This is a genomic window from Modestobacter roseus (assembly GCF_007994135.1).
In the GTDB taxonomy this organism is placed as follows: Bacteria; Actinomycetota; Actinomycetes; order Mycobacteriales; family Geodermatophilaceae; genus Modestobacter; species Modestobacter roseus.
In genome coordinates, this window is the sequence record NZ_VLKF01000001.1 from 907091 (window position 1) to 922172 (window position 15082).

At 77.1% G+C, this 15082-nt stretch carries 11 protein-coding genes and 1 pseudogene; 9 read left to right on the plus strand and 3 right to left on the minus strand.

Annotated elements, in window-relative coordinates; translation table 11 throughout:
* Nucleotides 1-39 precede the first annotated feature (39 nt).
* The 3 genes from JD78_RS04360 to JD78_RS04370 all read right to left on the minus strand — a co-directional run bounded on the left by JD78_RS04360 (nucleotide 40) and on the right by JD78_RS04370 (nucleotide 4740).
* Nucleotides 40-2307 carry a transglutaminase TgpA family protein gene (locus JD78_RS04360; RefSeq protein ID WP_243730969.1) on the minus strand — a complete coding sequence of 756 codons (2268 nt, stop codon included), beginning with the start codon at nucleotides 2305-2307 and terminating at the stop codon, nucleotides 40-42.
* A gap of 134 nt (nucleotides 2308-2441) precedes the next feature.
* Nucleotides 2442-3785: a DUF58 domain-containing protein gene (locus JD78_RS04365; protein ID WP_153357007.1), complete on the minus strand. Its 1344-nt coding sequence runs from the start codon at nucleotides 3783-3785 to the stop codon at nucleotides 2442-2444.
* A 25-nt stretch (nucleotides 3786-3810) separates the two neighbouring features.
* A complete protein-coding gene (locus JD78_RS04370) occupies nucleotides 3811-4740 on the minus strand; it encodes an AAA family ATPase (RefSeq protein ID WP_243730970.1) in 930 nt (309 codons plus the stop codon).
* Between the two features lie 337 nt (nucleotides 4741-5077).
* Here JD78_RS04370 and mraZ point away from each other — a divergent pair, with 337 nt between their 5' ends.
* The 9 genes and pseudogenes from mraZ to murD all read left to right on the plus strand — a co-directional run bounded on the left by mraZ (nucleotide 5078) and on the right by murD (nucleotide 15077).
* Nucleotides 5078-5512, plus strand: a complete 435-nt coding sequence (mraZ, locus tag JD78_RS04375) for a division/cell wall cluster transcriptional repressor MraZ (RefSeq protein WP_153357004.1) — start codon at nucleotides 5078-5080, stop codon at nucleotides 5510-5512.
* Nucleotides 5513-5970: 458 nt separating this feature from the next.
* A complete protein-coding gene (gene rsmH / locus JD78_RS04380; protein WP_228394922.1) occupies nucleotides 5971-6984 on the plus strand; it encodes a 16S rRNA (cytosine(1402)-N(4))-methyltransferase RsmH in 1014 nt (337 codons plus the stop codon).
* Nucleotides 6981-7598, plus strand: a complete 618-nt coding sequence (ftsL, locus tag JD78_RS04385) for a cell division protein FtsL (RefSeq protein ID WP_153357001.1) — start codon at nucleotides 6981-6983, stop codon at nucleotides 7596-7598. The genes rsmH and ftsL overlap by 4 nt, the downstream gene beginning before the upstream one ends.
* 138 nt (nucleotides 7599-7736) lie before the next feature.
* Entirely contained in the window at nucleotides 7737-9455 is a 1719-nt protein-coding gene (locus tag JD78_RS04390; protein ID WP_166520973.1) for a peptidoglycan D,D-transpeptidase FtsI family protein, read from the plus strand.
* Between the two features lie 229 nt (nucleotides 9456-9684).
* Nucleotides 9685-9759: pseudogene (locus JD78_RS21990) on the plus strand (hypothetical protein); the annotation flags it as partial.
* Between the two features lie 116 nt (nucleotides 9760-9875).
* Nucleotides 9876-11123 carry a UDP-N-acetylmuramoyl-L-alanyl-D-glutamate--2,6-diaminopimelate ligase gene (locus JD78_RS04395; RefSeq protein ID WP_243730971.1) on the plus strand — a complete coding sequence of 416 codons (1248 nt, stop codon included), beginning with the start codon at nucleotides 9876-9878 and terminating at the stop codon, nucleotides 11121-11123.
* Entirely contained in the window at nucleotides 11120-12550 is a 1431-nt protein-coding gene (locus JD78_RS04400) for a UDP-N-acetylmuramoyl-tripeptide--D-alanyl-D-alanine ligase (protein ID WP_153356998.1), read from the plus strand. The genes JD78_RS04395 and JD78_RS04400 overlap by 4 nt, the downstream gene beginning before the upstream one ends.
* Complete coding sequence (mraY, locus tag JD78_RS04405; protein ID WP_153356995.1) at nucleotides 12547-13626, plus strand: phospho-N-acetylmuramoyl-pentapeptide-transferase; 1080 nt, start codon at nucleotides 12547-12549, stop codon at nucleotides 13624-13626. Before JD78_RS04400 ends, mraY begins: the two co-directional genes overlap by 4 nt.
* 11 nt (nucleotides 13627-13637) lie before the next feature.
* Nucleotides 13638-15077, plus strand: coding sequence for a UDP-N-acetylmuramoyl-L-alanine--D-glutamate ligase (gene murD / locus JD78_RS04410; RefSeq protein WP_153356992.1), 1440 nt, complete (start codon nucleotides 13638-13640; stop codon nucleotides 15075-15077).
* Nucleotides 15078-15082 lie beyond the last annotated feature (5 nt).

A 15082-nucleotide genomic window follows, 5' to 3' on the forward strand; every position in this document is an offset into this window, starting at 1 on the left:
TCGCCGACGCGACGACCGTAACCAGCGAGCGCCGGCCCGTCAGGCCGAGCGTGGGCGGCGCGGCACGCGCCCGGCCACCCAGCGGCCGGCGTCGGCCAGGGTGGAGGCCGGCCACAGCGCCGCCGCCACCTGCTGCCGCCGCCCCACGCTGCGCAGCAGCGCCCGCCGCACGGTGGCCAGCGCCGCGCGCAGCTCCGGGTCGGCCGGCCCGGCCGCGGGGGGGCCGTAGACGGCCCGTTCCTCGGCCTCGGTGAGCTCCCGCAGCGCCTCGACCACCCGCGGCGCCTCGATCGGGCCGGTCGAGGCGCCGCCGGGGCCGGTCACCCGCCCGGTGACCTGCCGGGCCAGCTGCCGGGTCGTGGCGCTGCCGCTCACCGGCACCCCGAGGTCGGTGGCGGTGGCCAGCAGCTCCTCCCACAACGCCGCCGGCCGGCCGTCGGCCAGCCGGGCCAGCCGCCGGCGGTGCCGGGCCACCCCCGGGAGCGCGGCCAGCGCCACCACCAGCAGCAGGCCGGCCACCCCGGCCAGCCACGGCCCCCGCGCGGTCGCCGTCGCGGGGGTCGCCAGGGGCACGTACTGGTCGTCCCGGTCCAGCTGGGCGGTCGGCCCGGCCGGCGCCGGCACCGGTGCGCTCGGCGCCGCCGGTGCGGCCGCCTGCGCGGCGGGAGCGTCGGCGCGCGGCGCCCACGGCAGCTCCGCGGCGCGCTCGGCGGCGATCGGCGTGGGGTCGAAGGGGATCCAGCCCTGCCCGGGGAAGTAGACCTCCACCCAGGCGTGCGCGTCGTCGCTGGTGACCAGCCGGCTGCCGTCGGGACGGTCGGTGCCCCGGGTGTAGCCCAGCACGACCCGGGAGGGCACCCCGGCGGCGCGCACCAGCACGGCCATCGCCCCGGCGTACTGCTCGCAGTAGCCGCGCTTGCGCTCCAGGAAGTCGGCGAGGTCGTCGCCGGACGTGCCCGGCTGGGTGGACAGGCTGTAGACGAACCCGTTGGACCGGTCGGTCAGGTGGTCGAGGACCGCCCGCACCCGTTCGTAGGGCGACTGCTCCGGGCCGGTCAGCTGCTCGACCAGGTCGGTGACGGCCGGCGCGAGCGGGGGCAGCTCGAGGTAGCGGTCGATGCCGTCGCTGCCGGGCTCGGCCGGCGGAGCCGCCGCCAGGTCCGCCACGCTCGGCTCGGGCCGGTCGGCGGTGACCCGGTAGGCCAGGTCGGCGGTGGTGGTGCCGCGGCCGAAGACCGTGCGGCCGGCGCGGTCGAACCGCCAGTCGCCGTCGTCGCTGCCGGCCACGTCCACCTCCTGCGGGGAGTAGGGCAGCGGCAGGAACTGGTCGTCGTGGCCGACGCTGGTGATCTGGGCGGTCACCCGCTCCCGGGCCACCCCGCTCGGCAGGGGCGCGAGCGAGTCGTCGCCGGCGATGGAGCGCTGACCGTCGGCGTTGCTCCGCTCCCAGCCGTCGGCGGTGAAGCGGTCGAGCACCACCGAGCGCAGGTAGCCCAGGTCGCCGTCGGCGCGCACGCTGAGCAGGTCGATCGGGGACGGCCGGTTCAGCTGCCCGCGCATCTCGGCCACCGGGTCCAGTGCGGTGCCGGTGCCCTGCCCACCGGTGCCCCAGCGGGCGGCCAGCGAGCCCTCCCCGAGGGTGGGGACGACGGCCGCCAGCAGCACCCCGAGCACCAGCGCCAGCGCGCCGGTGCGCAGCGCCGGCAGGGTGCCGGTGCCCAGCGGTGCGCCGCTGCCCGCCCGCGCGCCGGTGGTCAGCCGGGCGCGCTGGTCGGCCCACAGCAGCAGCGCGAAGCCGGTGGCCGGACCGAGGAACGCGACGAGCGCGACGTCACCGGTGATCGTGCTGACCGGCACGCAGTAGAGGACCAGCAGCCCGAGGCCGCCCAGGGCGGGCTGGCGGGCCGGTACGGCGAGCAGGTCGACGGCGACGGCGACCAGCGCCACGAAGACGGCGGTGAGCGCCACCAGCCCGGTCAGCGGCAGCGCCGGCGTCGCCTGCTCGCGGATCTCCTCCGTGCCGTCGGCGAGCAGGCCGCCCAGCTCCGCCACGCTGCCCGGGGTCGGCAGCACCCCGGCCCACGCCTCGCCCGGCGCGAACACGACCGTGAGGGCGGCGAGCACCAGGGCCAGCTGGCCGACGGGCACCAGCGGCCGCACCCGGCGGGCCACGGAGCCCGGCAGCCGCGCCGCCCCGGCGCGCAGCGCCACCCCACCGAGCCCCACCGCGGCGACGACGAACAGCACCGGGAGCAGCCACCCCGGGGTGGCGAACACCGGCGCCAGCGCCAGGCTCCCCAGCGCCACGGCGGCGGTCGCGGCCAGGGCGGTCCCGACGGACTCGGGCGGCGGTGTCGGTTCGGGTGGCGGTGTGGGTTCGGGTGGCGGTGTGGGTCTGGGTGGCGCGGTGCGTCCGGGCCGCGCGGTGGACGCAGGGTGGCTCATGCCGGCACCCGCGCGGCCGGGTCGCCGAGGGTCTCCCACAGCTGCTCGACACCGGCATCGGCCCGGGCCAGCGCGATTCGCCAGCCGGCCGCGGCGAGGAGGTCGGCGGCCTGCTGCTGCTGGGCGACCACCTGGGCGCGGGCCGCCGGTGCGAGCGGCCGCCGTCCGCGCACCGCGCCGGCGTCCAGCCAGCTCTCCGGGTCGACCAGCACGGCCAGGTCGGTGCCCGGCCCGGAGCGCGCCCGGGCCAGGGCCTGCACGTCGTCCGGGCCCAGGAGCCCCAGCAGGGCGACCACCGGACCGGCGTCCCCGCCCCGCCGCAGCTCCTGCAGCCCCGGCTCGAGGCCGCTGTGCCGGGAGGGGGCCAGCTCGGCGAGCGAGTCGAGCAGCTCGCCCGCCCCCAGGCCGCGGGCGCCGGTGGCCGGGCGCAGCTCACCGGCCTCGGTGACCACCCGCAGCCCCGCGCCGCGGCCGATCAGGTGGCTGCCGATGCTCGCCGCCGCCTCGATCAGCCACTCCAGGGTGTCCGTGGGGGGCGCCGTGTCACCGGCCGGCCCGGCCGCCGTCCCGCCGAGCAGGTGACCGGTCGAGCGGCAGTCCAGCAGCAGCGTCGCCGACGCCCGCCAGGGCCGCTCCTCCAGCCGCACCATCAGCTCACCGGTGCGTGCGGTGGCCCGCCAGTGCACCATCCGCAGGTCGTCGCCGTGGCGGTACTCGCGGGTGCTGACGTCGTCCTCCCCGTGGACGGCGATCGAGCGGCGGGCGCCCTCCCCACCGCTGCCGCCGACGCCGGCCAGCGGCCCCGCGCCGGACAGCGGGCGCACCCGGGGGACGACGACCAGGGCGGCGGTGTCGGCGCCGGCGGCGGTGCGCAGCACCAGGCCGAAGGGGTCGACCAGGCGCAGCCGCAGCGGGCCGAGGGCGAACCGGCCCCGCCGGCCGCCGTGCACCCGGTACCGCAGCGCGGCGGTGACCCCGGCGGCCAGGCGCTCGACGACGAACTGCGGCCGGGCGCCCAGCTCGGCGGGCACCTGCTCGGCGAGCAGCCACAGGCCGCCGGGGCGCCGGTCGGTGTTGGTGACCTCCAGCAGCACGGAGGCGTCGTCGCCGCGGGGCACCCGGCCGGGGGTGACCGAGCGGCGGGAGGCCAGCCGGAAACGCTGCCGGGCCACCCCGACCGCGGAGAGCACCGGGAGGGCGAGGACGAACAGCGCCAGCTGGAGCAGCGTCCGCTCGCCGAGGAGCGCGCCCAGCAGCGCCAGGGTGACCCCGGCGGCGACCAGGCAGCGGCCGCGCAGGGTCAGGGAGGAGACGGCGTCGCCGATCCGGGTGCGTGCCACCGGGTGACCTCGGGGGGTGTCGGGCTCAGCGGCCGCGGGCCGGGACGGTGGCGAGCAGGTCGGTGACCACCCGCTGGGTGTCCCGGCGGGCCATCGCGGCGTCCTGGCTGAGCAGCAGCCGGTGGGCGAGCACCGGCACCGCCATCGCCTGGACGTCGTCGGGGAGCACGTGGTCGCGCCCGGCCAGCGCGGCGGTGGCCCGGGCGGCGCGCAGCAGCTGCAGACCGGCCCGGGGGGAGGCGCCCAGCCGCAGGTCGGGGGAGCGGCGGGTGGCCTCCACCAGCGCCACGACGTAGCGGCGCAGCGGTTCGGCGACGTGCAGCCGGCCGACGGCGGCGACCAGGGCGCGGACGCCCGCGGCGTCGATGACCGGGGTGAGGTCGCCCAGCGGGTCGGTGCTGGACCGCTCGTCGAGCATGGCCAGCTCCGCGTCCCGGTCCGGGTAGCCCATCGAGACGCGGGCGGTGAACCGGTCGCGCTGGGCCTCGGGGAGGGGGTAGGTGCCCTCCATCTCCAGCGGGTTCTGGGTGGCCACCACCATGAACGGCCGGGCCAGCTCGTAGGTGACCCCGTCGACGGTGACCTGCCGCTCCTCCATGCACTCCAGCAGGGCCGACTGGGTCTTGGGCGAGGCACGGTTGATCTCGTCGGCGACCACGACGTTGGCGAAGACGGCCCCGGGCTTGAACTCGAAGGCGCGGCTCTCCTGGTCGTAGACGGCCACGCCGGTGACGTCGCTGGGCAGCAGGTCCGGGGTGAACTGGATCCGGCGCACGGTGCCGTCGATGGACCGGGCCAGCGCCTTGGCCAGCGTCGTCTTGCCCACGCCGGGGACGTCCTCGATGAGCAGGTGGCCCTCGGCCAGCAGCACGGCCAGGGCCAGCCGGACGACGTCGGGCTTGCCCTCCACCACCCGGCTGATCGAGGCGGCCAGCTGCGCGCCGGCGGCCGCCACGTCCAGGTCGAGGTCGGCGTCGCCGGGAGCGGGTCCCCGGGCCCCCCGGTGGTCGTCGTGGGATCCAGCTCCCGGGTGCCCTCGGTCACCCGGCCCACGGTACGTGCGAAGCGCCGCCGAGGGGTGCCCAGCTCGCGGGCGGGCGTCGGCGGCCAGCGAGGCGGGGAGCCCGGGTGGTCGGGGGAGCCCGGTGGGGGTCGGTGGAGCGGAGGGGCCGACACGGCACGAAGTGGTGTCCAGTGGGGGCCAGTGGGTTAATGTGTCGCCGGATGGGGAGGCCGGGACCACGGATGGGATCCGGCAGAGCCACAGGAGGACAGATGCGGGGGGTGATCCGGTGTTCGTCGGCAGCTACCCCCTGCGCCTCGACGAGAAGGGCCGGCTCGCCCTCCCCGTGCGCTACCGCGAGCTGGTGGCCGGCGGCATGGTGATCAAGAAGGGCCAGGAGCGCTGCGTCTACGGCCTCACCATGGCCCGGGTCGCCGAGCAGAGCGCCGCCCTCAAGGCCATGGCCCCCTCCGACACGAACGCGGCCCGCATGCACGCGCGCATGAGCTTCGGCTCGATGGTCGAGGTGGAGGCGGACAAGACCGGCCGCATCACCCTCCCGGCCAGCCTCCGCGAGTACGCCGGCCTGGACCGCGACGTCGTCGTCGTCGGCGTCGACACCCGGTTCGAGATCTGGGACAGCACGACCTGGGACGCCTACGTGGCCGAGCAGGAGGCCGTCTTCGCCGCCATGGAGAGCGAGGGGATGCCGACCCTCTCCTGAGCCCGTCAGCACCCCACCGGCCCCCACCCCCGACCGCACCACCCGCCCGCACCACAGACCTGCACCACCCACCGGGCCGAGCCGACTTCCCCGCGGCTCGACCCACCGGGTCACGAGCCGGCTTCCCCCCGGCTCGGGCCACCGGACAGCGAGCCGACTTCCCCCCGGCTCGACGTCCTGCACCACCCGTGCACAGCACGACCGCACCGCACCACCCGTGCACAGCACGACCGCACCGCACCACCCGCGCAGGCACCACCCGCCCGAGCCGCCCCGGCAGGGCTCCACCTGGTACCGCTTCCCCGGCGCCAGGCGAGCCCTGCGGGGCGGCGGGCCCGGGTGGACGCCCACCGCGTGCCCACCAGGGCCCCACTCCGCTCCACCGCCCCCACTGCGCCCCACCCCACCCAGCCACCACCAGACCCACCGTGACCCCGAGCGCCGGAGAGGAGCCGTCGATGAGCACCGCCCCCGGCGACTCCACCGGCGACTCCACCGGCGACCCCGCCGCGGTCGGCCCGGCCGTGCACGTGCCGGTGCTCCTGGACCGGGTCACCGAGCTGCTCGGCCCGGCCCTGCAGGGCCCCGGCGCGGTGCTGGTCGACTGCACCCTCGGGCTGGCCGGCCACTCCCTGGCCCTGCTGCGCGCCCACCCCGAGCTGCGCCTGATCGGCCTGGACCGCGACCCCGACGCCCGCGCCGAGGCCGCCGCCCGGATCGCGGCCGCCGGCTGCGCCGAGCGCGCCACGCTCGTCCCCGCCGTCTTCGACGAGCTGCCCGACGTGCTCGCCGACCGCGGGGTCGCCGAGGTGCAGGGCGTGCTGTTCGACCTCGGCGTCTCCTCGCTCCAGCTGGACCGCCCCACCCGCGGCTTCAGCTACTCCACCGACGCCCCGCTGGACATGCGGATGGACCCCACCGGGCCCCGCACCGCGGCCGACGTGGTCAACACCTACAGCCGGGGCGAGCTCACCCGGGTGCTGCGGGTCTACGGCGAGGAGCGGTTCGCCGGCCGGATCTCGTCCGCCATCGAGCGCGAGCGGGCGCGCGAGCCGTTCACCGGCACCGCCCGGCTGGCCGAGCTGGTCCGCGACGCCATCCCGGCCGCGACCCGGCGGACCGGTGGCCACCCGGCCAAGCGGACCTTCCAGGCGCTGCGCATCGAGGTCAACGACGAGCTCGGCGTCCTCACCCGTGCCCTCCCCGCCGCCATCGACGCCCTCGCCGTCGGCGGCCGGGTCGCCGTCATCAGCTTCCACTCCCTCGAGGACCGCATCGTGAAGCAGACCCTCGCCGCCGAGGCGGTCGACCGCACCCCGCCCGGCATGCCGGTGCCCATGCCCGAGCACGCCCCGGTGCTCCGGCTGGTCACCCGGGGCGGCGAGGCCCCCGGGGCCGAGGAGGTCGCGGCGAACCCGCGGGCCGCCTCCGCCCGGGTGCGCGCCGCCGAGCGGGTCCGGAGGGCCGGGTGAGCGCCCCCGCCCGGACGACGTCCGGCCGCGCCGGCGCGCCCCGCGCCCGCACCGCGACCACCGGGCCGGTGCAGGTGCCGCGCACCGCGCCCTCCCGGCGCAGCGGTCCGGTGCCGCGGCCGCAGCTTCGGCTGGTGCCCGGGGACGCCGGGGCCTCCCGGCCCGTCCCGCGACCGGCACGCCGCACGGTCCGCCGGCGCGCGCCCTTCGTGCTCCTCGTCGTCGGCCTGCTGGTGGCCACCACGCTGGGCCTGCTGCTGCTGAACACCGCCATCGCCGTCGACTCCCTGGAGGCCACCCGCCAGCGGACGGCGAACGCCGAGCAGGCCCAGGAGGTCGCTCGACTGGAGCAGCGGGTGGTCGCTGCCGACAGTGCAGCCGAGCTGGCCCGCGCGGCCACCGAGGAGGGCCTGGTCCCGCCCGGTTCCGCCGGCCACCTCGTGCTCTCCCCCGACGGCACCTCCGTGCTCGTCGGGACCGCCGTCCCCGCACCCGCCCCCGAACCCGCCTCGCCGGGGGACACGACCACCACCGAGGACACCGTCTCCCCGCAGGACGCGAGCCCACCCCCGAACGACACCGCCCCGCAGAACGCCCAGACCCCCGGGAACTGATCCGTGCCACCAGCAGGACCCCCGCCCCCGTTCCGCCCCGGCACGGCCCGGCGGACCCCGTCGCGACCCAGCGGCCCGGCCGGCCGGGCCGGCGGGCTGCGACCCCGGCGGGAGGGCGGCCGCCGGCAGCCGCTGGGGATGGCCCAGCGCGAGCAGCGCAACCGGTGGGGCCTGGCCTTCCTGGTGACCCTGCTGGTGGTCGTGGTGGCCAAGCTCGTCGTGCTGCAGGGCGTCGACGGCGCGCCCTACGCCCAGGCGGCGGAGAACGACCGGATGAAGGTCTTCCCGATCGCCGCCGTCCGCGGGCAGATCACCGACCGGGACGGCCAGCTGCTGGCGTACTCCGTGGACGCCGAGCGGGTGACCGCCGACCCCTCGCTGGTCGAGGACCCGGCCCGCACCGCCCTGGCGCTGACCACGCTGCTGGACGTCCCGGCCGCGGAGCTCACCGCGAAGCTGTCGGAGGACAGCCGCTACGTGGTCCTCGCCGAGCAGGTCTCCACCGAGGTGACCGACCGGATCCGCGCACTGGACGAGCGGCAGGGCCTCTTCTTCGAGGACGACCCGGTGCGGCTCTACCCGGCCGGCGCGGTCGGCGGCCAGGTGGTCGGCTTCATCGGGCGGGACGGCGACGGGCTGGCCGGCATCGAGCAGCGCTACGAGGACGTGCTGTCGGGCACCGACGGCGAGGAGCGGGTCGAGGTCGACGGCCGGGGCAACCCGATCCCCTCGGGCATCGACGACACCGTGCCCGCCGTCGACGGCAGCACCGTCCAGCTCACCCTCGACGAGGACCTGCAGTTCGTCGTCCAGCAGCGGCTGGACGCCGCCTGCGCCGACGGCTTCACCACCACCGCCTCGGCCGTGGTGCTGGAGGTGGCCACCGGCGAGGTCGCGGCGATGGCCGGCTGCCCCGGGTACGACCCCGGCTCCTACAACACCACCGACCCCGACCTGCTGGGCAACCCGGTGGTCTCGGAGGTGTACGAGCCCGGCTCGGTGATGAAGGCGGTCACCCTGGCCGCCGCCATCGAGGAGGGCAAGGCCACCAAGGACTCGGTGCTGAACGTCGACGGCCACATCCAGGCCGGGGACGTCGTCGTCACCGACGCGCACGACCACGAACCGATCGACTTCACCGTGACCGGCATCCTGGCCAAGTCCAGCAACGTCGGCTCGATCATGCTGGCCCGGGAGATCGGCGACAGCACCTTCGAGCGCTACCTGCGGGCCTTCGGCCTCGGGTCGACCACCGGCATCGAGCTGCCCGGCGAGAGCGCCGGCATCCTCCAGGACTCCGCGGACTGGACGGCCAGCCGGGCGGCGAACGTGCCGATCGGGCAGGGCATCTCGGTGACCACGCTGCAGATGGCGTCGGTCTACCAGACGCTGGCCAACGGCGGGGTGCGCGTCCCGCCGCGGCTGGTCGACTCGGTGACCGCCCCGGACGGCACGGTCACCCAGGCGCCCCGGCCCGAGTCCACCCGGGTGGTCAGCGAGGGCACCGCCGACCAGCTCAGCCACATGCTCGAGGCGGTTGTCGGCCCCGGGGGCACCGCGCCCAAGGGCGTCGTCGACGGGTTCCGGGTCGCGGGGAAGACCGGCACCGCCCAGCGGGCCAACCCCGAGTGCGGCTGCTACACCGGGGGTGGCTACTTCACCACCTTCGTCGGCTACGCCCCGGCCGACGACCCGCAGTACGTCGTGGCCGTGGACCTGGAGCGCCCGACCAGCGACGCCGAGGGCGGCCAGGTCGCCGCGCCGGTCTTCGCCGACGTGATGCGGTACGCCCTCACCGCCGGCGGCGTGGTGCCCTCGGGCACGGCGCGCCCGGACTTCACCCTCACGGTCCCCTGACCGGCCGACGTCCGGCGGGCCAGCCACTGACCAGCGGGGACGGCGCGCGACACGGACCGGGGTGGGCGGCCGGGTCGCGGCGGCCCGCGCCGGTAGATTGGCCTGTCGTGACCCCGACCGTCCCCGGCTCGGTGCCCCGGCCCGCGGGACCCGCCCGCTCCGCCTCGCCGAGCTCGCCGACCTCGTCGGGCAGCCGGTCCAGGGCGACCCCGGCACCGCCGTCACCGGGGTGACCCACGCCTCCGGCGAGGTCCGCCCCGGCGACCTGTACGCGGCGCTGCCCGGGGCACGCACCCACGGCGCCCGGTTCGCCGCCGACGCCGCGGCCCGGGGCGCGGTCGCCGTCCTCACCGACCCCGCCGGGCCGACGCCGCCCGGGCGACCGGGCTGGCGGTCTGCCTGGCCGACCACCCCCGGGCGGTGCTGGGCCCGGTCGCCGGCCGGGTCTACGGGCGGCCCAGCGAGCAGCTCACCGTGCTGGGCATCACCGGCACCAACGGCAAGACGACGACGGCGTACCTGGTCGAGGCGGGGCTGTCCGCGGCCGGCTGGACCAGCGGGCTGATCGGCACGGTGCAGACCCGCACCCGCGGCACCGGCCCGGACGGCGAGCCCCGGACCACCACGCTGCCCAGCGCCCGGACCACGCCCGAGGCGCCCGACCTGCACGCGCTGCTGGCGACGATGGTCGAGTCCGGCGTGCGCGCGGTGGTCATGGAGGTCTCCAGCCACGCGCTCTCGCTGGACCGGGTCGGCGGGGTGGGCTTCGCCGCCGCCGGCTTCACCAACCTGTCCCGCGACCACCTGGACCACCACGGCGACATGGAGAGCTACTTCGCCGCCAAGGCGCTGCTGTTCGACGGGCGCGCGGCGGTGGAGGTGGTCGACGTGGACGACGAGCACGGGCGGCGGCTGGTCCGGCCGGGCACCGTCACCGTCGCCACCCGGGGCGCCGACACCCGCGCCACGGCCGACTGGTCGGCCACCGACGTCACCGCGCTGCCCACCGGGGGGTCGGAGTTCACCGTGCACGGGCCCGGCGGCCGCTCGTGGCCCGCCCGGCTGCGCCTGCCGGGGGAGTTCAACGTGGCCAACGCCGTCCTCGCCGTCGCGCTGCTGGACGCCGTCGGCGTCCCGGTGGAGGCCGCGGTCGCGGGCCTCGCCGAGACCGTGGTGCCCGGCCGGATGGAACCGGTGGACGCCGGTCAGCAGTTCGTCGCCGTCGTCGACTACGCGCACACCCCGGACGCGGTGACCACCGCCCTGGACGCGCTGCGGGCGGCGACCCCGGGCCGGTTGCTGACCGTGCTGGGCTGCGGCGGTGACCGGGACCCCGGCAAGCGACCGGCGATGGGCGCCGCCGCGGCCGCGGGCAGCGACGTGCTGGTGATCACCGACGACAACCCGCGCTCGGAGGACCCGGCCGCGATCCGCGCCGCCGTCCGCGCCGGCGCCGACGACGTCCCGGCCGGTCGGCGGGCCGAGGTGCTGGAGGTCGGCGACCGCCGCGCGGCGCTGGCCGCCGCGGTCGAGCTGGCCCGCCCGGGTGACACGCTGCTGGTGGCCGGCAAGGGCCACGAGACCGGTCAGGAGGTGGCAGGGCAGGTGCACACGTTCGACGACCGCGCCGTGCTGCGCGAGGTGCTGAGCGCGCGGGCGGGCGCATGATCGCGCTCACCCTGGCCGAGGTCGCCGCCGCCGTCGGCGGCCGGCTGTCCGGCGACGGCTCGGCCACCGTCACCGGCGCCGTGGTCGCCGACTCGCGCCGGCTCGCCGCCGGGGACCTCTTCGTCGCGCTGCCGGGCGAGCGGGTGGACGGCGCCGACTACCTCCCGGCCGCGGCCGCCGCCGGCGCCGCGGGGGCGCTGGCCACCCGCGCCGACGCCGCGCTGCCCACCGTCGTGGTCGCCGACCCGGTCCAGGCGCTGGGCCGGCTGGCCGCGGAGGTGCACCGCCGGCTGGTCGCCGGCGGCCTGGTCACGGTGGGGATCACCGGCTCCTCGGGCAAGACCTCCACCAAGGACCTGCTCGGCCAGGTGCTCGCCGCCAGCGGCCCGACGGTCAGCCCGGAGGGTTCGTTCAACAACGACATCGGGCTGCCGCTGACCGTGCTCACCGCGGACGCCGCCACCCGCTTCCTGGTCCTGGAGATGGGCGCGCGGGGGCCCGGGCACATCGCCCGGCTCTGCGCCGTCGCCCGCCCGCGCATCGGGGTGGTGCTCAACGTCGGCTCCGCGCACCTGGGCGAGTTCGGCAGCGCGGAGGTGATCGCCGAGAGCAAGGGCGAGCTGGTCGAGGCGCTGCCGGCCGAGGGCACCGCGGTGCTCAACGCCGACGACGCCCGGGTGGCCGGCATGGCGCCGCGCACCGCCGCGACCGTGCTGCGGACCGGACTGGCCGGGGACGCCGACGTGCGGGCCGCCGACGTGGAGCTCGACGAGCAGGCCCGCGCCCGCTTCACCCTGCTCGCCGCGGGGGAGCAGCACTCCGTGGCGCTGCAGGTCGTCGGTGTGCACCAGGTCGCCAACGCGCTCTCCGCCGCCGGGGCCGCGCTGGCCGCCGGGATGACCCCGGCGGCGGTCGCCGCCGCGCTGTCGGCCGCGGGCACGCGCAGCCGCTGGCGGATGGAGGTCACCCGCCGCGCCGACGGGGTCACCGTCGTGAACGACGCCTACAACGCCAACCCGGAGTCGATGCGCGCCGCGCTGGCCGCTCTCACCCGGCTGCCCGCGCGTCGTCGTGTCGCGGTGCTCGGCGCGATGGGGGAGCTGGGGCCCGGATCGGACGCCGAGCACACCCGGCTCGGCCGGGACGTGGTGCGCGGCGGCGTGGACCTGCTCGTCTCCGTGGGGGACGACGCCATCGGGCTGCACACCGGCGCCCTCGCCGAACGGACGGCGGACGGGACGGCGGCAGCCGACACACAGGAGGAAGTGGTGCACGTGCCCGACCGGGAGACGGCCCGGCGGTTGCTGGCCGAGGTGCTCGCCCCGGGTGACGTGGTGCTGGTCAAGGCCTCCCGCGCCTACGGCCTGGAGCAGCTCGCCGCCGACGTCCTCACCGACGTCCCCGCCGAGCCAGGGGCGGGCGCGTGAAGTCCGTCCTGGTCGCGGCCGCCTTCGGGCTGATCATCTCGATCCTGCTGACCCCGCTGGCGATCAAGGCGTTCCGCCGGCACGGGTTCGGTCAGGAGATCCGGGACGACGGCCCGGAGAGCCACCTGGCGAAGAAGGGCACCCCGACCATGGGGGGCACCGTGATGGTGCTGGCCACCGTCGGCGGCTACCTGATCGCCCACCTGTTCCTCGTCCAGCAGCCCGGGCGCGGGGTGACCGCCACGGGGCTGCTGCTGCTGTTCCTGCTCATCGGGCTGGGCACGGTCGGCTTCCTCGACGACTACCTGAAGATCCGCTACCGGCGCAGCCTGGGGCTGAACAAGACCGCCAAGCTGGTCGGCCAGCTGGTCATCGGGGTCGCCTTCGCCGTCCTCGCGCTGATGGCCGACGGCGACGACGGGACGGCGGTGGCGACGACCGCGGTCTCCTTCGTCCGCGACATCGCGCCGCTGACCCTGCCGGTGTTCCTGTTCGTCGCCTTCGCCTACCTGTTCATCGCCGGCTTCTCCAACGCGGTGAACCTCACCGACGGGCTGGACGGCCTGGCGGCCGGCTGCTCGGCGATGGTGTTCGCCAGCTACGTGATCATCTCGTTCTGGCAGTTCGGCCACGACTGCGCGGCAGAGCTGGTCGACGGCTGCTACACGGTGCGCGACCCGCTGGACGTCACCCTCGTCGCCGCCGCGGCGATGGGCGCCTGCCTGGGCTTCCTGTGGTGGAACACCTCGCCGGCCCGGATCTTCATGGGCGACACCGGCTCGCTGGCGCTGGGTGGCCTGATGGCCGGGCTGGCGATCGTCACCCGCACCGAGCTGCTGCTGGTGGTGCTGGGCGGGCTGTTCGTCGCGGTCACGCTGTCGGTGGTCATCCAGGTCGGCTTCTTCCGGGCCACCCGCCGCCGGGTCTTCCGGATGGCGCCGCTGCACCACCACTTCGAGCTGGCCGGGTGGGCGGAGAACACGGTCATCGTGCGGTTCTGGCTGGTCACCGGGATGGCGGTGGCGTTCGGGCTGGGGCTGTTCTACGCCGACTGGCTCTCCTTCGCCGGACTGTGAAGGCTGGGCCGGTGACCTCCCCCTCCGCCCCCGTCCCCGACCGCGTCCTGGTCGCCGGGCTCGGCGTCTCCGGTGCCGCGGCCGCCCGGGTGCTGCTGGCCCGCGGCGCCCAGGTCGCGCTGACCGACGCCGCCGAACCCGCGGTGGTGGCCGAGCTGGTCGGTGCCGGGGCGCGCTGGCTGGGGCCGCTCGCCGAGCCGCCGGAGGACGTCGACCTGGTGGTCACCTCGCCGGGGTGGCGCCCGGACAACCCGCTGCTGCGGGCCGCCGCGGCGCGCGGGCTGGAGGTGGTGGGGGAGCCGGAGCTCGCCTGGCGGCTGCGGCTGCCGGGCCCCGACGGCGAGCCCGCGCCCTGGTACGCGGTCACCGGCACGAACGGGAAGACCACCACCGTCACCATGCTCGAGGCGGTGCTGCAGGCCGGCGGTCGTCGGGCGATCGCCGCCGGCAACGTCGGCCGCCCGCTGGTCGAGGTGGTCACCGCCACCGACGCCGACGGCACCCCCTCCTACGACGCGCTGGCGGTGGAGCTGTCCAGCTTCCAGCTGCACTGGTCGTCCTCGATCGCGCCGGCCGGGGCCTGCGTGCTCAACGTCGCCGACGACCACGTCGACTGGCACGGCTCGCCGGAGGCCTACCGCGACGCCAAGGCCCGGCTGCTGCTGCACGCCCCGGTCGCGGTCGCCGATGCCGGTGACCCGGTCGCCGCGGCGCTGGTCGCCCGGCACCGCCGCCCGGTCACCGTCACCCTCGACGAGCCCGCCCGCGGTCAGCTCGGCGTCCGCTCCGGCGCGCTGGTCGACCGGGCCTTCGCCACCGCCCCGGCCGGCGAGGTGCTCGCCGAGCTGGAGACCCTGCAGGTCCGCGGGCCGCACAACACGGTGAATGCACTCGCCGCGGCCGCGCTGGCCCGGGTGGCCGGCATCGCGCCGGCCGACGTCGGCCGTGGCCTGGCCGGCTTCCGCGGCGGCGCGCACCGCAACGTGCTCGTGGGCACGGTGGACGGCGTGGACTTCGTGGACGACAGCAAGGCGACCAACCCGCACGCCGCCGCCGCGTCGCTGGCCGCCTACCCGCGGGTGGTCTGGATCGCCGGCGGCCTGCTGAAGGGCGCCGACGTCGACCCGCTGGTCGCCGCGGTCGCCCCGCGGCTGGCCGGGGTGGTCCTGCTGGGCCGCGACCGCGAGCTGCTGGCCCGGTCTCTCGCGCGACACGCCCCCGCGGTCCCGCGAACCGTGGTCCCCAGCGGCGACGATGGGGCCATGGTGAGTGGTGGGGGTCCTGTGACGTACGGGGACCAGGTGATGCGCGAGGTGGTGGCGGCCGCGGTGCGGCTGGCCGGCCCCGGCGACACCGTGCTGCTCGCGCCCGCCGCCGCATCGATGGACGTGTTCACCGACTACGCGCACCGGGGCCGCGCCTTCGCCGACGCGGTCCGCGCCCTGGGTTGAGGTAG

Coding starts and splice junctions, on each gene's coding strand:
- JD78_RS04390 (WP_166520973.1), top strand. CDS start 7,737: ATGGCCCAGCGCGAGCAGCGCAACCGGTGGGGCCTGGCCTTCCTGGTG.
- JD78_RS04400 (WP_153356998.1), top strand. CDS start 11,120: ATGATCGCGCTCACCCTGGCCGAGGTCGCCGCCGCCGTCGGCGGCCGG.
- rsmH (WP_228394922.1), top strand. CDS start 5,971: ATGAGCACCGCCCCCGGCGACTCCACCGGCGACTCCACCGGCGACCCC.